At 65.1% G+C, this 20,553-nt stretch carries 16 protein-coding genes and 1 pseudogene; 6 read left to right on the top strand and 11 right to left on the bottom strand.

What is annotated here, in order from left to right; all coding sequences use genetic code 11:
• Window positions 1–57: 57 nt before the first annotated feature.
• From KBI52_RS21295 to KBI52_RS21265, 7 genes are all read right to left on the bottom strand, one after another.
• Window positions 58–2,295, bottom strand: coding sequence for a xanthine dehydrogenase family protein molybdopterin-binding subunit (locus KBI52_RS21295; protein WP_210811498.1), 2,238 nt, complete (start codon window positions 2,293–2,295; stop codon window positions 58–60).
• Between the two features lie 11 nt (window positions 2,296–2,306).
• Window positions 2,307–3,323 (bottom strand): xanthine dehydrogenase family protein subunit M, encoded by a 1,017-nt coding sequence (locus KBI52_RS21290; RefSeq protein WP_210811495.1) that lies wholly within the window; start codon window positions 3,321–3,323, stop codon window positions 2,307–2,309.
• On the bottom strand, window positions 3,320–3,832 hold the full coding sequence (locus tag KBI52_RS21285) for a (2Fe-2S)-binding protein (RefSeq protein ID WP_259060476.1): 513 nt from the start codon (window positions 3,830–3,832) through the stop codon (window positions 3,320–3,322). The genes KBI52_RS21290 and KBI52_RS21285 overlap by 4 nt, the downstream gene beginning before the upstream one ends.
• 186 nt (window positions 3,833–4,018) lie before the next feature.
• Complete coding sequence (locus KBI52_RS21280) at window positions 4,019–5,056, bottom strand: sulfate/molybdate ABC transporter ATP-binding protein (RefSeq protein ID WP_210811492.1); 1,038 nt, start codon at window positions 5,054–5,056, stop codon at window positions 4,019–4,021.
• Between the two features lie 13 nt (window positions 5,057–5,069).
• Window positions 5,070–5,951 (bottom strand): sulfate ABC transporter permease subunit CysW, encoded by an 882-nt coding sequence (cysW, locus tag KBI52_RS21275; protein WP_173947891.1) that lies wholly within the window; start codon window positions 5,949–5,951, stop codon window positions 5,070–5,072.
• The gene (gene cysT, locus KBI52_RS21270) at window positions 5,944–6,792 is read right to left on the bottom strand and encodes a sulfate ABC transporter permease subunit CysT (RefSeq protein WP_210811491.1); all 849 of its coding nucleotides are present in this window, start codon (window positions 6,790–6,792) and stop codon (window positions 5,944–5,946) included. The genes cysW and cysT overlap by 8 nt, the downstream gene beginning before the upstream one ends.
• Window positions 6,793–6,795: 3 nt before the next feature.
• Window positions 6,796–7,827, bottom strand: a complete 1,032-nt coding sequence (locus KBI52_RS21265; RefSeq protein ID WP_371823200.1) for a sulfate ABC transporter substrate-binding protein — start codon at window positions 7,825–7,827, stop codon at window positions 6,796–6,798.
• Window positions 7,828–8,520: 693 nt separating this feature from the next.
• Between KBI52_RS21265 and KBI52_RS21260 the strand changes: the two genes are divergently transcribed.
• Entirely contained in the window at window positions 8,521–9,186 is a 666-nt protein-coding gene (locus KBI52_RS21260; RefSeq protein ID WP_173947889.1) for a peroxiredoxin, read from the top strand.
• Window positions 9,187–9,222: 36 nt separating this feature from the next.
• Entirely contained in the window at window positions 9,223–10,083 is an 861-nt protein-coding gene (locus tag KBI52_RS21255; RefSeq protein ID WP_173947888.1) for a sulfurtransferase, read from the top strand.
• 3 nt (window positions 10,084–10,086) lie between these two features.
• Here KBI52_RS21255 and KBI52_RS21250 read toward each other — a convergent pair whose 3' ends face one another.
• The 4 genes from KBI52_RS21250 to KBI52_RS21235 all read right to left on the bottom strand — a co-directional run bounded on the left by KBI52_RS21250 (window position 10,087) and on the right by KBI52_RS21235 (window position 14,718).
• Window positions 10,087–11,283: an O-succinylhomoserine sulfhydrylase gene (locus KBI52_RS21250; RefSeq protein ID WP_173947887.1), complete on the bottom strand. Its 1,197-nt coding sequence runs from the start codon at window positions 11,281–11,283 to the stop codon at window positions 10,087–10,089.
• Window positions 11,284–11,373: 90 nt separating this feature from the next.
• Window positions 11,374–12,990: a sulfate adenylyltransferase subunit CysN gene (gene cysN / locus KBI52_RS21245; RefSeq protein ID WP_173947886.1), complete on the bottom strand. Its 1,617-nt coding sequence runs from the start codon at window positions 12,988–12,990 to the stop codon at window positions 11,374–11,376.
• The gene (gene cysD / locus KBI52_RS21240; protein WP_210811490.1) at window positions 12,990–13,976 is read right to left on the bottom strand and encodes a sulfate adenylyltransferase subunit CysD; all 987 of its coding nucleotides are present in this window, start codon (window positions 13,974–13,976) and stop codon (window positions 12,990–12,992) included. Before cysD ends, cysN begins: the two co-directional genes overlap by 1 nt.
• Window positions 13,960–14,718 carry a phosphoadenylyl-sulfate reductase gene (locus tag KBI52_RS21235; RefSeq protein WP_210811530.1) on the bottom strand — a complete coding sequence of 253 codons (759 nt, stop codon included), beginning with the start codon at window positions 14,716–14,718 and terminating at the stop codon, window positions 13,960–13,962. The genes cysD and KBI52_RS21235 overlap by 17 nt, the downstream gene beginning before the upstream one ends.
• Before the next feature lie 191 nt (window positions 14,719–14,909).
• Between KBI52_RS21235 and KBI52_RS21230 the strand changes: the two genes are divergently transcribed.
• The 4 genes and pseudogenes from KBI52_RS21230 (at window position 14,910) to cysG (ending at window position 20,549) form a co-directional block, all read left to right on the top strand.
• Complete coding sequence (locus KBI52_RS21230) at window positions 14,910–15,371, top strand: Lrp/AsnC family transcriptional regulator (protein WP_173947885.1); 462 nt, start codon at window positions 14,910–14,912, stop codon at window positions 15,369–15,371.
• 175 nt (window positions 15,372–15,546) lie between these two features.
• Window positions 15,547–17,313 carry a sulfite reductase flavoprotein subunit alpha gene (locus KBI52_RS21225; RefSeq protein ID WP_210811489.1) on the top strand — a complete coding sequence of 589 codons (1,767 nt, stop codon included), beginning with the start codon at window positions 15,547–15,549 and terminating at the stop codon, window positions 17,311–17,313.
• A gap of 24 nt (window positions 17,314–17,337) precedes the next feature.
• A pseudogene (locus tag KBI52_RS21220) lies at window positions 17,338–19,044 on the top strand (NADPH-dependent assimilatory sulfite reductase hemoprotein subunit); the annotation flags it as partial.
• Window positions 19,041–20,549 carry a siroheme synthase CysG gene (gene cysG, locus KBI52_RS21215; protein ID WP_210811488.1) on the top strand — a complete coding sequence of 503 codons (1,509 nt, stop codon included), beginning with the start codon at window positions 19,041–19,043 and terminating at the stop codon, window positions 20,547–20,549. The pseudogene KBI52_RS21220 and the gene cysG, both read left to right, overlap by 4 nt.
• The last annotated feature ends 4 nt before the right edge of the window (window positions 20,550–20,553 follow it).

Genomic DNA, 20,553 nt, shown 5'->3' with positions numbered 1-20,553 from the left:
GTAGAACGCCGTGGCCCGAAGGCAATCCGCCGTTCCGAACATACCGGACAGCTCAGCCTATCCGAGCAGCTTGTCGATGGTGATCGGGTATTCGCGGACACGTTTTCCCGTGGCATGGAAGATCGCGTTTCCGATCGCCGCGGCGGTTCCGACGACGCCGATTTCGCCCACGCCCTTGATGCCCAGAGGGTTCAGCTTCTCCTCGTGCTCGGACACGAAGATCACGTCGATCTCGTGGATGTCCGCATTCACCGGAACGTGGTACTCGGCAAGATTGTGGTTCATGAAGCGCCCGAGATCATGGTCGAGCATGGATTCCTCTTCCAGCGCCATGCCGATGCCGAACACGACGCCGCCCATGATCTGGCTGCGCGCCGTCTTGGGGTTGAGGATCGTCCCGGCCGCAACGGCATTGACGATCCTGGTCACCCGGATGGTGCCCAGCTCCTCGTCGACCCTGACCTCCGCGAAGATGGCAGAATGGGAGTAGCCGGAATAGCGCATGTTCGTCAGCATGCCGGGGCTGGCCTTTTCCTCCGCTTCGATCCTGTCGACGCCGCCGGCCTGCATGGCCTGCGCAAAGGTCACGAAGGCAGTCGGGTCGCTCATCAGCTGGATCCGCCCGTCGGCGAACGTCACCTGCTCGAGGCTGGAATTGGCCAGAGGCGAGTCGTCCATCTGACGGGCATGCTTGAAGAGCTGCCCCCGAATCGTCTGGCAGGCCTTCTGCACCGCCGAGCCCGAGGAGGCGGCCGTCCATGACCCACCCTGGACGGGCGATTTCGGCAGGCTGGAGTCCCCGATCTTCGCGGTCACCACCGCCATGGGAAGCCCCAGGGTCTCTGCAGCGATCTGGGTCAGGATCGTGTAGGTGCCGGTGCCGATATCCGTGGTCGCGGTGGCGACTTCGAGCGTGCCGTCAAGGGTTAGGACCGCACGCGCTGCGGTCTTCTGCATGATGGCTTCCCACACGCCTGTCGCCATGCCCCAGCCGACGAGTTCGCGCCCCTCGCGCATGGAGCGGGGCTCGGGGTTGCGCTTGGCCCAGCCGAAGCGCTCGGCCCCTACCTGGTAGCAGGCCCTGAGCTCCTTGCTCGTGAAGGTCTTCTTGTCGGCCTCATCCACCTCGGCGTAATTCCGCAGCCGCAGCTCGATGGGATCGATGCCGGCCGCATAGGCCAGTTCGTCCATGGCGGTTTCGATAGCCGCGACGCCGATGGCCGCTCCAGGAGCACGCATGTCGATGGGCGTGTAGGTATCCACCTGCGCCAGCTTGTAGGTCAGCTTGACGTTGTCGCAATGGTAGAGGAGGTTCGCCCAGTTCACGACGACCTCCTGATAATCCTCGAAGGTGGAGGTGGTCTGGATGGCATCGTGCATGATGGACACGAGCTTCCCGTCCGGGTTGGCTCCCAGCGAGACCGTCTGGATCGTCAGGGGCCTGTAGCCGAAGGTGAACATCTGGTCGCGGGTCAGGACCACGCGGACCGAGCGCTTGAGCTCGAGCGCCGCCATGACGGCCAGGAACAGCTGGTATTGCGGGCGCAGGCCGGATCCGAAGGCTCCGCCGATGAAGGGCGACACCACGCGAACCTGGTCGCTGGAGAGGCCGAAGACGCTCGACACGTAGCTCTGGCTGTTCTGCGCTCCTTGTGTCTTGTCGTGGATGGTGAGCGAGCCGTCGTCTCCGTAGACGACCGTCGAGGCATGAGGCTCCATCGGATTGTGGTGCTCGATGGCGACCCGGTATTCCGCATGGACCTTCACGGGCGCCTGGGCGAAGGCGTCTTCGGCATCGCCGCGCGGGCTCGGCGGCGCCTTGACGCCCGAGCGCTTCTTCGGCGGCACATAGGCCTCGCTCCGCCGGAGATCGAGATCGGTCATGTGGGCGTCGGTCTCGTACGCGACCCGCACGAGCGAGGCCGCATGGGCGGCAAGCTCGAACGACTCGGCGATGACGAGGGCGACTGGCTGGCCGCTATAAATCACCTTGTCGTCATAAAGCGGCCGGAAGGGCGATCCTGGGGGCGCCGTCTCGTCCCGGAACTTGTGGTCGAACCAGGCCGTCCGGGGCCGGTTCTCGTGCGTGAAGACCTGCAGCACGCCCGGCACGGCGAGCGCCGCTGACGTGTCAATCGACGCGATCCGCCCCTTGGCAATGGCGCCCGAGACGACGATCCCGTAGGCGAGGTCCGGCGCGTCGAATTCCGCCGCGTATTTCGCCTCGCCCGTGACCTTGGCGCGGCCGTCCACGCGGTTCTGAGGAGTGCCGATGTAAGCGTTTGCCTGCTGCATGGGCCCTGCCCTCACTGGATCCGCTTGTCGGTTTGAGACTGGGGCGTTCCGGCCGCAGCCTGCGAGAGGGCGCGAATGATTGCCCGTCTGGCGAGATCGATCTTGAACGCGTTGTCCTCGTAGCCCTTGGCATCCTTCAGGATGTGGTCGGCAACCGCGCTGAAGCGATCGCGGGTAGCCGGTTGTCCGTGCAGGAGAGCTTCCGCCTCCCGGTCGCGCCAGGGTTTGTGCGCAACGCCGCCGAGCGCGAGCCTCGCCTCGGCGATGGTGTCTCCCTCCATGTGGAGGGCAGCCGCGACGGAGACGAGCGCGAAAGCATAGGAGAGGCGGTCGCGCAGCTTGAGATAGGTATAGTTGCGGCTGAAATCCGCCGGCGGCAGTTCCACGGACGTGATGATCTCCCCATGCCGCAGGGTGGTGTCGATCTCGGGCCGGTCGTCCGGCAGGCGGTGGAAATCGGACACCGGGATCGCCCGCTCGCCGTCGGGACCCGTCACGTGGACTACGGCCTCCAGGGCCGCCATCGCGACTGCCATGTCGGACGGATGCGTGGCGATGCAGTGCTCGCTGGTTCCCAGAATGGCGTGGATGCGGTTGCGGCCCGTGATCGCCGGGCAGCCCGTGCCCGGCTCGCGCTTGTTGCAGGGCGTGCCGGGGTCGTAGAAATAATAGCAGCGGGTCCGCTGCAGGAGATTGCCGCCCGTCGTCGCGGCATTGCGCAGCTGCGGCGATGCTCCGGCCAGGATGGCGCTGGACAGAAGCGGGTAGCGGTCCGTGACGCGCTTATCGTAGGCGGCCTGGTCGTTTGTCACCAGGGCGCCGATCCGCAGGCCGCCGCCATCCGTCTCGGCGATCTGATCCAGGGGCAGCCGCGTGATGTCGATCAGCCGTTCGGGACGCTCCACGTTGTACTTCATCAGATCGATGAGATTGGTACCGCCGGCGATGAAGCGGACCGTCGGATCGGCCGCGGCCTCCCGGACAGCTTGCTCGACGCTCGACGCGCGCAGGTAGGAAAAACGGTTCATCGCCCGGCCTCCCCGTCGAACCCGATCACCTGTTCGATGGCATCGACGATGTTCGTATAGGCCCCGCAGCGGCAGATGTTGCCGCTCATGAGCTCGCGGATCTCGTCGCGCGTGCGCGCCCGCCCCTCCTCGATCAGAGCGACCCCCGAGCAGATCTGCCCGGGCGTGCAGTAGCCGCATTGAAAGGCATCGTGATCGATGAAAGCCTGCTGCAGGGGATGCAGGTCTCCCCCCTTCGCCAAGCCCTCGACCGTGGTGATGTGTGCTCCGTCCTTCATGGCCGCGAAGGCCATGCAGGAGTTGATCCGCCGGCCGTCGACGATCACCGTGCAGGCTCCGCATTGTCCGTGATCGCAGCCCTTCTTGGTTCCGGTCAGGCCGAGATGATCCCGCAGCAGGTCGAGCAGAACCGTCCAGGGCAGCACGTCGAGCTGCCGGGCTTCGCCGTTGACCGTCAGGGTGATGGAAATTGTTTCCGGCAGAGGCGCGCTTGACTGGCTTGCACTCACCCTGAGCCTCCTCGAGATGAAAAGCGATCGTTCAGGCCAGGACGGAACAGGCTGAGGCGATGGCGGCCACAGGGACGACGACCGTCCGCAGCCACCTTTCAACGGTTCAAATCTGCCCAGGTTCCTGGTGAGCGCTGGCGATGAGGCGTGGCGGATGGCGGCGCTTCGATCCACCTGTCGGGAGCATCACGGCTCCGGAAAGAGCACGCCGCCCAGGATCTCGAGACCGATCTCCTCGCCTTGACGCAGGCTCGTCGCCAGAGGAACCTCGACCTCGAGCTTCGCCCCGTCGGCGTGCGAGACCTCGACCCGCCGCATGGACCCGAGCCGTCGAACCCCGCTGATGGTGCCCGTCTGGTGACCCTGGCCGGGAGCCGTCGGCTTCAGGTGCCAGGGACGGCAATAGAGATGGGACGAGCCGCCGACGGATCTCGCAGGAGCGACCGGCACAGGCTTTCCATGGACCAGCACCCGTCCGTCGCGGATGTCCGCCGGGAACCGGGCGGCCTGGCCGAGAAAAGTCATGACGAAAGGCGTCGCAGGATGATCCTGCATGTCGTCGGGGCTACCGACCTGCTCCACCCTGCCCTGATTAAGGACCGCGACGCGGTCCGCCAGCTCGAGGGCCTCGTCCTGATCGTGCGTGACGAAGACCGTGGTCTTTCCGGTGCGCTCGTGGATGTCGCGCAGCCAGGCGCGGAGGTCCTTGCGCACCTTGGCGTCGAGGGCGCCGAAGGGCTCGTCGAGCAAGAGGACGCGTGGCTCGACGGCCAGCGCGCGGGCCAGGGCGACGCGCTGCCGCTGGCCGCCGGAGAGCTGCGCCGGGAACCGGCTTTCATAGCCGGACAGCTGAACCAGATCGAGCAGCTCCGAGGTGCGGCGCCGGATCTCGGCCTTGGGCGGGCGGTTCGCCCGCGTGCGAACATGCAGCCCGTAGGCGATGTTGTCGGCGACGCTCATGTGCTTGAACAGAGCATAATGCTGGAAGACGAAACCGACCTGACGCTTCTGCACCGGCAGCGTGGTGGCATCCAAGCCGCCGAAGAAGACCTGCCCGCGATCCGCCTCCACCAATCCCGCGATGATGCGCAGGAGCGTGGTCTTTCCGGAGCCCGACGGCCCGAGCAGGGCCAGGAGTTCTCCGGGTCGGACGGCGAGGTCGACGTCGTGGAGAGCGGCGGCGCCCGCGAACGCCTTCGTCACGCCGGCAACCCGGATGCCCACGGCCTGGCTCTGATCAGCGATGCGGGCCTCCGGCGAGATCGGCTCCGTGACGCCATTCGAGGAAAGACTTGAGCGCCAATGTGAGGAGGGCGAGGCAAGCGAGGAGCGAGGCGACGGCAAAGGCCGCAACGAAGTTGTACTCATTGTAGAGAATCTCCACATGGAGCGGGATGGTGTTGGTCAGGCCGCGGATGTGCCCCGAGACGACGGATACGGCGCCGAACTCGCCCATGGCGCGGGCATTGCAGAGCAGGACGCCGTAGAGCAGTCCCCATTTGATGTTGGGCAGCGTCACGGTGAGGAAGGTGCGCCAGCCGCTCGCGCCTAGCGTCAGGGCGGCCTCCTCGTCCGCGGTGCCCTGCTCCTGCATGAGCGGGATCAACTGTCGCGCCACGAAGGGGAACGTCACGAAGATGGTGGCCAGCACGATGCCCGGCAGCGCGAAGGCGATCTTGATGCCATGCGCCATGATCCATGATCCCCACAGCCCCTGAGCGCCGAAAAGGAGCAGGTAGATGAGGCCGGAGACGACCGGCGAGACGGAGAACGGCAGGTCGATCAGGGTGATCAGCAGGCTCTTGCCCTTGAACTCGAACTTGGCGATAGCCCACGAGGCCGCGAGGCCGAACGCGACGTTCGCCGGAACGGAGATCGCCGCGACCGTCAGCGTGAGCCTGATCGCCGCCTGTGCGTCCGCCTCCTGGAAGGCCGCGAGGTAGCCGGCCCATCCACGACGGAACGCTTCCACGAAGATGACGGCGAGCGGAAGGATCAGGAACAGGAACAGGAAGATGAGCGCGACCGCGATGGTCAGCCGCCGCACCCAGCGCCGCTCCGTCACGACCGGGACTGACGACGAAGGCGGGGCGAGAAGGGCAACGCTCGCGTCAGACATGACCGAACCTCCTCCGGCTCCAGGCTTGAAGCAGGTTGATCACCAGCAGCGCCGCAAACGAGATCGCCAGCATGATCGTCGCGATCACCGTCGCTCCGGTATAGTCGTATTCGGACAGCTTGATCACGATCAGCAGCGGGGCGATCTCCGACACATAGGGCAGGTTCCCCGCGATGAAAATCACCGAGCCGTATTCGCCCACGGCGCGGGCGAAGGCGAGCGCGAAACCGGTCAGTACGCCGGGGAGGAGCGGCGGGAGAAGTATGCTCCAGACGGTCCGCCACCGGGACGCCCCCAGCAGTGCGGAGGCCTCCTCCAGTTCGCGCTCGCTTTCGGCGATCAGGGGCTGAACCGTCCGGACCGCGAAGGGCAGCCCGATGAACACCAGGGCGACGAAGATGCCGAGAGGCGTATAGGCCACCTTGAGGCCGAGAGGCTCGAGGAAAGAGCCCACCCAGCCGTTCGGCGCGTAGAGCGCCGCCAGCGCGATGCCGGCCACGGCGGTCGGAAGGGCGAAAGGCAGATCGACGATCGCGTCGACGATCCTGCGGCCGGGAAAGTCGTATCGGGTCAGGACCCAGGCGACCAGGAGCCCGAACAGGGACGCCACGGCGGCCGCGACGAGCGAGATGCTGAAGCTCGTCCAGAGCGCAGTCGCAACCCGGGGCTCGGCGGCGACCGCGACGATGCCGGACAGGCCGATCCCCGAGGCCTTGGCGATGAGCGCGCCGAGCGGCAGGAGCACGAGGAGGCTGAGATAGATCAGAGTGTAGCCGAGCGTGATGCCGAAGCCCGGCATCACGCTCGCTTGTTTCAGAGGCAGAATGGTGCCGGACCGCATGGATCAACGCTTGCTGATCTGGTCGAAGAGCCCGCCCGAGTCGAAATTGTTCTTCTGGATATCGTCCCAGTTACCCTGCAGGGATTCGATTGTGAACAGCTTCAGGTTCGGCAGGGCCGCGAGGTCCTCCGGCTTGGCCGCCTCGGCCTTGCTCGGACGGTAATGGTGCTTGGCGAAGATCGCCTGAGCCTTATCGGAATAGAGGAACTTGAGGTAACCCTCGGCGACCTTGCGCGTGCCTTTGGCGTCCACGTTCGCATCGACGAGCGCCACCGGAGGCTCGGCGAGAATCGACAGGGTCGGCACCACGATCTCGAACTTGTCGCGACCGAACTCGTCGAGCACGAGGAAGGCCTCGTTCTCCCAGGCCGGCAGCACGTCCCCGAGCGCGCGCTGCGCGAAGGTCACGGTCGATCCGCGCGCCCCGGTATCGAGCACGGGCACGTTCCTGTAGAGCGCGGTGACGAACTCTTTCGCCTTGTCGGCGCTCCCGTCCTTCGCGTGGGAATAGCCCCAGGCGGCGAGGAAATTCCAACGTCCGCCGGCAGACGTCTTCGGATTCGGCGTGATGACCTGAATGCCCGGCTTCACCAGATCATCCCAGTCCTTGATGCCCTTCGGATTCCCCTTGCGGACCAGGAAGACGACGGTCGACGTGTAGGGCAGTGAATTGTTGGGCAGCCTGCTGCGCCAGTCGGTCGGGATCTTCTTGGTGGCCTTGGCAATCGCGTCGATGTCGGAGGGAATGCCGAGCGTCACCACATCGGCGTCGATCCCGTCGATCACCGTGCGGGCCTGCGCGCCCGATCCGCCGTGCGACGCGCGGACATTGACCGCCTCGCCGGTCTGCGCCTTCCACTCGTCCGCGAAGGCCTGATTGATCTCGCGGTAAAGCTCACGGGTCGGATCGTAGGACACGTTCAGCAGTTGCGTCTGCGCCGACACCGCGCCGGACAAGGTCAGGAGACCAGCGCCGCCGATCACCAGCGCAGCCACGACGGACCGCAGGCGGAAGGGTCGGCTCTCACTGGCGATATTCAAGAACCTGCCTTGCGAGACTCTGTTTTGCACGTGACCCTCCTGGGCTTTGACCGCGGCGGCTCGATCTATGAAACGTCCGACCGACGCTTGTCTGGAACGAAGCAAAGAACTATCCGTTAAAAAGAACGATTGTCAAATTGAGCGAGGCGGCCCCTTCTCAATTTCGAGATCAATGATGCCGTTGATGCACCTCGGACTGGCCTGATCGTGGAAATCTATTTCAGTCCGGCAAGTCATTCGAAGGAAAATCGTTCTCGTTTGTGCCTCCACAACGCACGATCATTCTTATTTCAGCCGCCGTTGCGGAAGACGGCGATTTCTTGTCTGGTTTGAGCCAAAACTACGCTCTTCGAGAACGTTGTGCCACGAAGGCTCCGTTCCGGAGATGAATCTTACCCTAAAAAGTTGTTCTTTAAAAAGAACATTTTTATTGACTCCTGCTCCCGCTGGAACAACACTTCCATCAGGCCAGTCGGGCGCGAGAACATGCACCGGCTGGCCCGCACCGTCTCGTCAGGCACTGGGGTCGTTTCGACTCTCGTGCCGGGCTCCGCGAGGGTTTGTAACTTGCTTCTTGGGAACGACCGCGAATCGGCAGCGCGCACGGGATCGGAAGAGTGAGACTGCACCCTGCTTTGTAGACTTGACGATCAGCCAACAGATGCACTGCGCAGAAGGAATCCCGCGATGACACTTCAAATCGGACAGACCGCCCCTGACTTCGAAACGGTCACGACGGATGGCCCCATCCGTTTCCATGAGTGGATCGGCGATTCCTGGGCGGTACTGTTTTCTCATCCGAAAAACTTCACGCCCGTCTGCACCACCGAATTGGGCGAAGTGGCGCGCCTGAAGCCGGAATTCGACCGACGCGGCGTGAAGGTGATCGGCTTTTCCGTCGATCCGGTCGAGAAGCACGCGGCCTGGGCGCGCGACATCGAAGAGACGCAAGGGGCGGCCGTCAATTATCCGATCATCGGCGACCAGGACCTCTCGATTTCCAAGCTCTATGGCATGCTGCCGGCCCAAGCAGGCGACACGGCGGAGGGGCGGACGGCCGCCGACAACCAGACGGTCCGCAACGTCTTCATCATCGGCCCGGACAAGAAGATCAAGCTGGTCCTGGTCTATCCCATGACCACGGGCCGCAACTTCGACGAGGTGCTGCGGGTCATCGACTCCCTCCAGCTCACGGCAAAGCATCGCGTTGCGACTCCGGCGAACTGGAAGCAAGGCGAGGACGTCATCATCGCGGGCTCGGTCTCGGACGAGGAGGCCAAGGGACTCTATCCGGGCGGCTGGAAGGCGCCCAAGCCCTATCTGCGCATCGTGCCGCAGCCGAAGGCGAACTGATCCCATCCCTGTCCCTGCTCTCGGCCTCTGCTGACCATGACCACGGCACCGCTCGTCTCTCTCGAATGGCTCACCGGTCGTCCCGGCGATCGATCGATCCTGGTCGTGGATATCCGGTCGACGGAGAGCGGCGGCCGGGCGTCCTTCGAGGCGGGGCACATCCCCGGCGCCGTTCACAGCGACTACGCCGCGGACGGCTGGCGTGTCGCGGCGGGAGGCGCCGGCGGCCTTCTGCCGGACATTGCGCACTTATCCGGCATCCTGAGCCGCATCGGCCTCACACCCGAGCGCCAGGCGATCATTGTGTCGGCCGGAGAGGCTCCATCCGATTTCAGTGCGGCGGCCCGGGTCTTCTGGACCTTGAAGACCGCAGGTCATGAGCGGGTCTCGATCCTCGACGGCGGCTACCGGGCCTGGCACGACAGCGGAAATGCAGTCGAAACAGGACCGGCGGTGCCGACGGAAAGCGCCCCTTACCCCGTCCGGCTCGACGAAGGCTCGAGAGCCAAGATCGATGCCGTCGAGACGGCCCTTGAGCGAACCGAAGCGACACTTCTCGACGGGCGCTCGCAGGCGCAGTTCGAGGGCCGAGACAAAAGTCCGCAAGTCGCCCGCGCCGGCCGCCTGCCGGGCGCCGTCCATCTGGATCAGGCGAAGGCCTTCCAGCCGGGCACGGGTCAGTTGCGGCCCTTCGCCGACCTCGAACGGCTCTTCGGCGACATACCGCCCGGACCGGTGATCAGCTACTGCAACACCGGCCACCTCGCCTCGACCAACTGGTTCGTTCTCTCGGCATTGCTCGGGCGGCCGGACGTCAGGCTCTACGACGGCTCGATGTCGGAATGGGCGCAGGATTCCAGCAGGCCCGTCGTCACGGATCCGGACCTCGTCCGATAACCATCAAACCGGCTCGAGCGCCTGCAGCAGATCGTCGATCAGATCATCCTCGTGCTCAAGGCCAATCGACAGCCTGACCAGCCCTTCGGAGACTCCCATCTCCGCCCTCTCCTCCGGTGTGAAGCGCTGGTGCGTCGTCGTGGCCGGATGGGTGATGAGGCTCTTGGCATCGCCGAGATTGTTGGAGATCCGGATGAGTTCGAGGGCGTTCAGGAAGCGGAAGGCCCCGGCCTTGCCTCCTTCGATCTCCAGGGCGATCAGGGTCGAGCCGCCCGTCATCTGCCGGGCAATGATGTCCGCCTGCGGATGATCGGCCCGGCCCGGATAGATCAGGCGGCGGATCTTGGAATGTCCCGCCAGGGCATCGGCGACGGCGGCGGCCGTCAGGGTCTGGCGCTCCACCCGCAGGGGCAGCGTTTCCAGGCTCTTCAGAAGCACCCAGGCGTTGAACGGCGACATCGACGGGCCGGTCTGCCGCAGCAGGGTGTGAACGTGGGTCTGGATGAACTCCTCGGAGGCAAGAATTACGCCGCCGAGGCAGCGCCCCTGCCCGTCGATATGCTTGGTGGCCGAATACACCACGCAATCGGCACCGAGCCGCAGCGGCTTTTGCCAGATCGGGGATGAGAACACGTTGTCGACCACGAATTTCGCTCCGGCCCGGCGGGCGATGCCCGCGACGGCTTCGATGTCGATGACTTCGAGCGTGGGATTGGCCGGGCTTTCCAGGAAGAACACTTTCGTCTCCGGCCGCACCGCGTTGCGCCACGCATCGAGATCCGTTCCGTCGACCAGAGTGGCGGCCACGCCGAATCGCGGCAGGAGTTCGGCCACGACATAGCGGCAGGAGCCGAAGAGGGCCCGGGCCGCAACGATGTGGTCGCCCGCCTGCAGCAGGCCCATGAGGGCCGCCGTCACGGCGGCCATGCCGGTCGCGGTCGCGCGCGCGGCTTCAGCGCCTTCGAAGGAGGCCATCCGCTGCTCGAACATCGTGACGGTCGGGTTCGAGAAGCGGGCGTAGAGAAACCCGGGACTCTCCCCGGTAAAGCGGGCTTCGCAGTCCTCGGCGCTTTCATAGACGTGGCCCTGCGTGAGGAAGAGCGCCTCGGAGGTCTCGCCGAAATCCGAGCGCAGCGTGCCGTCATGGACAAGTCGGGTCTGCGCATGCAGGGACCGGTTTCGCGGGGAACGCTCGCTCATGGGTCTTCCTTCAACCTTGCCCGGCCACGGCCTCCCGACGGCTCAGGGCATTTGACACGATGATGAATGTGCGGGGCGAGGATCGCGCCTCTAATTGACGCTCGAGCTCTGCGGCCCGCCGCCATGCTTCCCGGTGGCGACGGACAGGCCGTAGCGGATGCGGGCCCACAGGCGCTCGTGGCCGTAATATAGCACGAGCTTGGTCACGACCTCGGTCGCGCCGATCGCTGCCGCCAGGCGAACGTCCTGGGTCAGGACGACCGCGGCACCGATGGTTGCAACGGATCCGATGACCCGCCACGACATGGCCTTGAGAGCGCTCCGCCGCTTTTGCTCGCCGGTCCACTTGATCCAGGCCAGCGGAGCATTGGTCCGGACCACGTCGAGATTGACCGGCTGTTCCGAAGCGGCGCCATCCACGAGACCAATCGCAACCGTGTCGAAACTCTCCCGGTCGATGAGGATGAAGCCGCCGGTGCGACGGCTCTGCGCGTACGGGTCGAAGGCGACAGGCTGGTCCAGGGCGAGAACCACGTGGCCGATATCGTTGGGCCCGAGCGACGACACGGGCACGGAGGCGAGCGATGCGAGATCGATTCGCTGCCGCACGCGCACGACCCGCGCGGGCACGGCCGCTGCCCCGAGCTTCAGAAGAAACTGATCGCCTTCTTTCAAATGCTCCGTGGCCATCCAGAACAGGCGGGCTTCGATCCTGTCGGAAACCTGCGCCTGTCGCTCCACCGAAGCGATGACGTCTCCTCGGGAGATATCCACCTCGTCGGACAGGGTGAGTGTGACGGATTGCCCGGTAATCGCCTCGGCCAGGTCGCCGTCCATCGTCACGATCCGGTCAACGGCAGTCTCAAGCCCGGAGGGCAGGATCCGCACTCGCGATCCCGGCCGGATCCGACCGCTCGTGACGATGCCGGCGAACCCGCGGAAGTTCGGGCTCGGCCGATTGACCCACTGGACCGGCATGCGGAACGGCTCCGCATCGGCCTTCTGCTCGACCTCGATGGTTTCGAGATAGGCAAGCAGCGTCGGCCCCTCGTACCAGCCGGCCTGTGACGACGGTTCGACCACGTTGTCGCCGTTGAGAGCCGATACCGGGATGGCGTCGATCCGATCGAAGCCCAGATTGACCGCGAAGGCCCGGAACTCCGCTCCGATCTGGTCGAATTTCTCCCTGGACCACGCCACGAGATCCATCTTGTTGATCGCCAGGGCCACGTGACGGATCCCGAGCATCGACACGAGAAGGGCGTGGCGGCGCGTCTGGCGCGTGATGCCCTTGCGCGCATCGATGAGCAGGATGGCGACATCGGCCGTCGACGCACCCGTGGCCATGTTGCGCGTGTATTGCTCATGGCCGGGAGTGTCGGCCACGATGAAGCTCCGCTGGTCTGTCGAGAAGAAGCGATAGGCGACATCGATGGTGATGCCCTGCTCGCGTTCACTGGCCAGCCCATCGACCAGAAGGGCAAAGTCGATGCCGCCATCCTGCGTTCCGTGCCTGCGCGAGTCGCGCTCGAGCGTTGCGAGCTGGTCGTCGAACAAACGCTTGGACTCGTACAGCAGGCGGCCGATCAGCGTGGACTTTCCATCGTCGACGGAGCCGCAGGTGATGAACCGCAACAGGCTCTTGCGCTCATGCGCCGCGAGATAATCCTCCAGCTTGAAACTCTCGGGTTCGAGATGAACCGACATCAGAAGTAGCCCTCTTGCTTCTTGCGTTCCATGGACGCCGCGGTGTCCTTGTCGATGGCGCGTCCATGGCGTTCGGACGTCCGCGCCTCGAGCGTCTCGCGAATGATGTCGGGGAGAGTGGACGCGGTGCTCTCCACGGCCCCGGTCAGGGGGTAGCAGCCGAGCGTCCTGAACCGCACGGACCGCAGTTGCGGCCGCTCGCCCGGATGAAGCGGCAATCTTTCATCATCCACGAGGATGAGCATGCCGTCCCGCTGCACAACCGGACGCTCGGCGGCAAAATAGAGCGGAACGATGGGGATGTTCTCCCGGTGGATGTAGAGCCAGATGTCGAGCTCAGTCCAATTGGAGAGTGGAAAGACGCGCAGGCTCTCGCCTCGGCGCTTGCGTCCGTTATAGAGCTGCCAGGGCTCGGGCCGCTGGCGCTTGGGATCCCAGCGGTGATGGGCGTTGCGCAGCGAGAACACCCGTTCCTTGGCTCGCGACTTCTCCTCGTCGCGACGGGCGCCGCCGAACGCGGCATCGAACTCGTACTGCTCGAGCGCCTGCTTGAGCGCCTGGGTTTTCATGACGTCGGTATGCACTTCCGAGCCATGGCTGATCGGACCGATGTTGCGGGCAAGACCGTCCTGATTGGTGTGCACCAGAAGATCAATCCCGAGTTCGCGCGCGCGTCGGTCCCGGAAAGCGATCATTTCGCGAAACTTCCAGGTCGTGTCCACATGCAGAAGGGGAAACGGCAGCCTTGCCGGATAGAACGCCTTGAGAGCAAGGTGCAGCAGGACCGAAGAGTCCTTGCCGATGGAATACAGCATGACGGGATTGTCGCTTTCGGCGACGGCCTCGCGCATGATGTAGATGCTTTCCGCTTCAAGGCGGTCGAGATGGGTCAAGTCCGACCGCAGCCCCTTGCCCTCGGACAGAGCCCCTTGAGGCTCGGACCGCTTTGCGTAGCGCACATCTCCCGCGTCACGCCCGCCGATCATGGGAATGCTCCTGAATTCTCTGGGTCGGCACGAGATGCAGGCCACATTCCTTCTTGGCCTCCTGCTCCCACCACCAGCGGCCTGCACGCTCGGGCTCGCCGAGACGAACCGCCCGGGTGCAGGGTGCGCAGCCGATGGATGGGTATCCCTGGTCGTGCAGCGGATTGTAAGGAACGGCGTTGTCGGTGACATAGCGGACGAGGTCCTGTCGGCTCCAATCCGCCAGGGGATTGAGCTTGATCAGGCGATACACTTCGTCCTGCAAGGCCAGCGGCACGGCCGCGCGAAAGGCGGATTGTTCGGCGCGAAGACCCGTGACCCATCCGGCCGCCCCAGCGAGAGCCCGGCCCAGGGGCTCGACCTTGCGGATGTCGCAGCAGGCTTTCCGGGCCTCGACCGAGTGACGGAAACCGTTGACGCCCTGGCGGGCCACCAGGGCCTCCAGGTCGGAACGGTCGGGACTGACCGCGTTGATCCGACGCCCGTAGCGCTCCTCCGTCTGCGCCCAGAGGTCATAGGTCTCGGGAAACAGCCGGCCGGTGTCGAGAGTCACGAGCTCGATGTGAATGTCGAGACCCGCCCTGAAGATCGCATGGGTGATCGCCTGGTCTTCAAGACCGAAGCTGGTCGTGAAGACCAGCCGGCCGTTGATCGCACGCGACGCGAGGGCAAGGCGTTCCGCGAGGCCCACTTCTTTCATGGCGCGGGCCAAAGCGTCGGCCTGCACGCCTCCTGAGCCCATATCCATCGTCAAATTCTCCAAAGCGCAAAATCGAACTTGTTCTTAATAACGAACGGTGTCAAGGTCAGGCTGTACTGAACCGGGGCGCGGACCGCTCGCCGTCTCGGCCAGGACGTCGCAAGAAGAGAATATTTTTCCCTGAAACGTGAAAAGCGAGGGGAGCAATATTCATCGAAGTACGGGATGCAGAGATGGACCGCATCGACCGAAAAATTTTAGATCTTCTTCAGCAAGATGGCACACTTTCTGTCGCTGACATCGGCCACCGGGTCGGCCTCTCCCAAACTCCGTGCTGGAAACGCATCCAGCGCCTCGAAGCCCAGGGGGTTATTCAACGCCGGGTGGCCCTTCTGGACCCGGAGAAGCTCGGGCTTGGCCTGACGGTCTTCGTCTGCGTCGAGGCCGGCGACCACACGCAGGAATCCTTGGAGCGCTTCGCAACGACGATCTCGACCATGAGCGAGGTGGTCGAGTTCCACCGCATGGCCGGGGACGTGGATTACCTGCTGCGGGTGGTCGTTCCGGACGTCAAGGCCTACGACCTGTTCTACAAGCGTTTGATCGGCATCGTCCCCTTGAAGAACGTCAGTTCGCGCTTCAGCGTCGAACGGGTGAAGTCCACGACGGCACTGCCGATCGAGATCACGGCCTGAGGCCTGGCACGGTCCCGAGCCGGGTGCGCACCTACCCCTTTCTAGCCAAGCCCCGGGTTCCGCAGAATTCTCTTCTCCGCGGGCCAGCCGAGACAAAAGAATTTTCTTCCGGAACTGGTTCTTTAAAAAGAACGTTTCATTGACTTCATCCAGAGCTGAGCGCGAAACTGAAGCCATGTCAGCATTTGCTCTTCTGCCTCAAACCGCGCCCTTCGGGGACGACGACCGGCTCAGCCTCGATCGCGTCCTGAGCGCCGCTTCTCCCATTCAGCGCGCATGGCTCGCGGGCTTCCTGGCCGGGATCGATGCGGGTCAGGCGCCCCTCCCCCGGGTGGATGCACCTGCCCGTGCGTCAGAGCCGCTCACGATCCTCTTCGCCAGCGAGTCGGGCAATGCGGAGCGGCTGGCCCAGGACGTGGCGAAGCTCGCCCGCAAGGACGGCTTCAAGCCGAAGATCGTCGATTTCGCCGATCTCGACGTGGCCGACCTGCCGCAGCACGGAAAGCTGGTGGTGATCGCCGCCACCTGGGGCGAAGGCGAGCCGCCGGGGCGTGCTGCCCGGGCCTATGCGGCTCTCATGGGACCATCGGCGCCTCGTCTCGAAGGTACGAGCTTCGCCGTCCTGGCGCTGGGCGACACCGCCTATGCGGAATTCTGCGGCGTCGGCAAAGCCCTCGATGCGCGGCTGGCCGAACTCGGCGCCGTACGCGCGGCAGACAGGGTCGATTGCGACCTGGATTTCGAGGCGCCCGCCGCGGCCTGGATCAAGACCACGCTCGCAGCCTTCGCACCGGCCCAGGAGAGTCCGGCCCAGGAGAGTTCGGGCAACGTGGTGTCGGTCGATTTCGGCCCCCGCGTCAGCGTCGAGCCGAGCCGGGATGCCGTGATCGGCGAGGTGATCGAGCATGTCAACCTGAGTTCCTCGCGCTCCGACAAGGAGACGATTCACCTGGCGCTCGGCTTCGACGGCGCCGCGCCGGCTTATGAGCCCGGCGACGCGCTCGAGCTGTTTCCCGAGAACGACCCGGCCCTCGTGGACGCCGTTCTCGCGGCGACAGGACTGCAGGCCGATGACAGCTTGCGCACCACATTGACGACCGAGCGCGACATCACGACCCTCGCGGTCAAGACCCTCGAAACCTTCGCGGCCGAGACCGGCCATGCGGAGCTCCGCAGGCTCCTGGATGAGGGACAGGCGCGCTCCTGGATCGACGGACGCCAGTTCATCGATCTCGTCGAAGCCTACCCCGTCACGCTGACCGCCCAGCAACTCACGGCGCTCACCCGGCCTCTCCCGCCGCGGGCCTATTCCATCGCGTCCTCGCGCAGGGAGGTCGGCGACGAGGCGCATCTTCTCATCGCAGCTGTCCGCTATGAAGCCCATGGGCGCGTGCGCCGGGGTGTCGCGTCGACCTTCGTGGCGGACCGCCTCAAGGCGGGCGCGGCCGCCCGCGTTCGCCTAAAGCCCAACAAGCATTTCCGGCTGCCAGAGCCTTCCACCGACATCATCATGATCGGCCCGGGAACCGGCATTGCTCCCTTCCGCGCCTTCGTGCAGGAACGGCGTGCCCTTGGAGCAGGCGGCAGATCCTGGCTGTTCTTCGGCGACCGGCGCTACACGCACGATTTCCTCTATCAGCTGGAATGGCAGGATGCCCTGAGGGACGGATCGCTCGCCCGGCTCGACCTCGCCTTCTCGCGCGACACGCCACAGAAGGTATATGTGCAGCACCGCCTCTGGGAGCAGCGCCGCGACCTCGTCGACTGGCTGGACAACGGTGCGCAGGTCTATGTCTGCGGCGACGCCAAGGCGATGGCGAAGGATGTTCGCGCCGCCCTCGTTGCAGCCTTCGCCGACGTGAAGGCCCTGTCCCCCGAGGCGGCCGAACACGCCGTCACGGAACTCGAGCGCGGCCGGCGCTATTACCAAGACGTTTATTGAGAAGCACGAACGATGTCCAAGGAACTCTCGCGCAACGAGCGCATCAAAGAGGCAAGCGGCTATCTGCGCGGGACGCTCGCGGAAGGCCTCACCGACATCGTCACCGGGGCAATCACCGAAGACGACCAGCAGCTGGTCAAGTTCCACGGCATGTATCTGCAGGACGACCGGGATCTGCGGGCCGAGCGGACGAAGAAGAAGCTCGAGAAGGCCTTTTCGTTCATGATCCGCCTGCGCATACCGGGCGGCGTCTGCACGCCGGCCCAGTGGCTGCAGCTCGATCGGATCGCCCAGGATTACGCCAATGGAACGTTGCGCCTGACGACCCGGCAGACGTTCCAGTTCCATGGCGTGATCAAGTCGAACCTGAAGGCAACCATGAAGGCCATCGACGCGGCCCTTCTCGATACGCTCGCCGCCTGCGGCGACGTCAACCGCAACGTGCTGGCCTCGACCAATCCGCATCAGTCCCGCGCCCACGCGGCGGCCCTTGATCTCGCCCGGTCGATCTCCGAGCATCTCCTGCCGCAAACGCCGGCCTATCGGGAGATCTGGCTCGACGGGGAGAAGGTCGTCGGCGGAGAAGAGGTCATCGAACCCGTCTACGGTCGGACCTACCTGCCGCGGAAGTTCAAGACGGTGGTGGCGGTTCCGCCGTCGAACGAGGTCGACATCTTCGCACAGGATCTCGGCTTCATCGCGATCCTCGGCAAGAAGGGCGAGGTCAAGGGCTGGAACGTGACGGTCGGCGGCGGCATGGGCATGACCCACGGTGAGGAGGACACCTATCCCCGCACGGCCGACGTGCTGGGCTTCTGCCGGCCCGAAGACGCCCTTGCCGTGGCGGAGGCTGTGGTGACGGTGCAGCGCGACTGGGGCGACCGCACGCTCCGCAAGCATGCGCGCCTCAAGTACACCATCGAGGATCGGGGCCTCGACGCGTTCCGCGCCGAGGTCGAGCGTCGCATCGGCAAAGCCCTGGGCAAGCCGCAGCCTTTCCGGTTCGACAACAACGGCGATCGCTACGGGTGGGTCGAGGGCGAAGACGGCCGCTCCCACTTGACGCTCTTCATCGAGAACGGCCGTCTGCGCGACATTCCGGGCGGCCCTTCCCTCCTGACGGGCTTCCGTCGGATCGCCGAGATCCACGACGGCGAGTTCCGCCTCACGGCGAACCAGAACGTGATCGTGGCCAATGTCTCACCGGGGAAGCGCGCGCAGATCGAAGCGCTCGTCGAGGATCATGGCCTGACGAGCCATGCCACGGCGCTGCGGCGCAACGCGATGGCCTGCGTGGCCCTGCCGACCTGCGGTCTGGCGCTGGCCGAGAGCGAGCGCTACCTGCCCTCGCTCGTGACGGCCCTCGAGGAGCGCCTCAGCCTTCGCGGCCTCGCCGAGGACGAGATCACGATCCGCATGACCGGTTGCCCCAATGGCTGCGCCCGCCCGTATATCGCGGAGATCGGCCTCGTGGGCAAAGGCCCGGGTCGGTACAATCTCTATCTCGGCGGCGCCTTCGACGGGTCCCGCCTCTCGAAGCTCTATGCGGCCGACCTGCAGCACGACGAGATCATCGCCGCTCTCGACCCGCTCTTCGCGGCCTACGCCCATGGCCGAAAGGTCGCCGAGAGGTTCGGGGATTTCGTCATCCGCGCCGGGATCGTGGCCGCAACGGGCAACGGTCGCGATTTTCACGCCAACACGGGCCCTCTGGCCGAGGCGGCGGAATGAGCGTGCCCGCTCGCGCCGACGATCGGCGTCCCGCACGCCTCAACGCCCTGCCGAAGCTGCCGCTCTTCGTCGATCTCGCCGGGCGCTCGATTCTTGTCGTTGGAGGATCGGACGGCATCGCCTGGAAGGCCGAACTCCTCGCGGCAGCCGGCGGCACCGTCAGGATCGTTGCGGAGAACCCCTCGCCTGAGCTTCGCTCCGTCGTTCGAAACGATCCGACGCGCCTCACCCTGATGCGACGTTCGTGGCGTGAGGCGGATCTCGCCGGAGTCTCTGTCGCGATCGCGGACATCGAGGACCGGCAGGACGCCGCAAACTTCGCCGAAGCGGCGCGCCGGCACGGCGCGCTCGTCAACGTCGTCGACAAACCGGCCTTCTGCGATTTTCAGTTCGGCACCATCGTCAATCGCGCTCCGGTCGTCGTGTCCATATCGACCGATGGCGCGGCTCCCATCCTGGGCCAGGCCATTCGTCGCCGCATCGAGGCGGTTCTGCCTCCCTCGCTCGGGGCGTGGGCGCAGGCTGCAAAGGTCTTCCGTGATCGCCTGCGGGACATCATCCCGTCGAAGCCGGGTCGACGCCGGTTCTGGGAGCAGTTCGTCGATGTCGCATTCGCGAACGGATCGCAAGACCGAAACAGGACTTTGGATCGCCTCGCACGCGAGCTTGGCGAAGAAGGATCGGAGAGGCGAGGACCAGGTGAGGTTGTCATCGTCGGCGCGGGGCCGGGCGATCCCGAACTCCTGACCCTGAAGGCGATGCGCGAGCTGCAGGCGGCCGACGTGATCGTCTACGACCGCCTCGTCACGCCGGCCATCCTCGAACTGGCGCGCCGGGAGGCCCGCCGGGTCCATGTCGGCAAGGAGGGCCATGGCGCATCATGCCGCCAGGACGACATCAACGCCCTCATCGTCGATCTGGCGCTTGCAGGCGAGCGCGTCGTTCGTCTCAAGGGCGGGGATCCCGCCATCTTCGGTCGCACCGGCGAGGAGGTCGCGGCCTGCCGGGAAGCCGGCGTTCCGGTTCGGGTCGTTCCCGGCATCACGACCGCGAGCGCAGCGGCGGCCTCACTCAACGCTTCTCTGACCCATCGCGATCATGCTCAACGGGTGCAGTTCATCACCGCGCATGACCGGCATGGGGATCTACCCGAGAGCCTGAATCTTGCAGCCCTGGCGGACCCTCTTGCGACGACGGTCGTCTATATGGGCCGGCGCACGGCATCCAAGCTGGCGACCCGGATGGTCGAGAGCGGCCTTCCGTCCGACACGCCGGTCGTGGCCATCAGCAACGTGTCGCGAGACGATCAGGACAGCGTGCATTCGACGATCGGGAATGTGGCGCGCGGCATCGATCTGCCCGAGGACGGTCCATTGATCATCGCCATCGGGGCATCCGTTGCCGCACCGAACGACATCCAGGAGCGGTCGCTCAACGCTTCCCACGCGCAGAAGCCGCTCTCCCCCGCCAACGAACAGTTTGTTCGCGCAGTGTTGAATCACTGAAAAG

The organism is Microvirga sp. HBU67558 (assembly GCF_018069605.1).
Lineage (GTDB): Bacteria > Pseudomonadota > Alphaproteobacteria > Rhizobiales > Beijerinckiaceae > Microvirga > Microvirga terrae.
The sequence above is the reverse complement of the archived record's forward strand: the minus strand, read 5'-3'. Positions and strand labels throughout refer to the sequence as shown.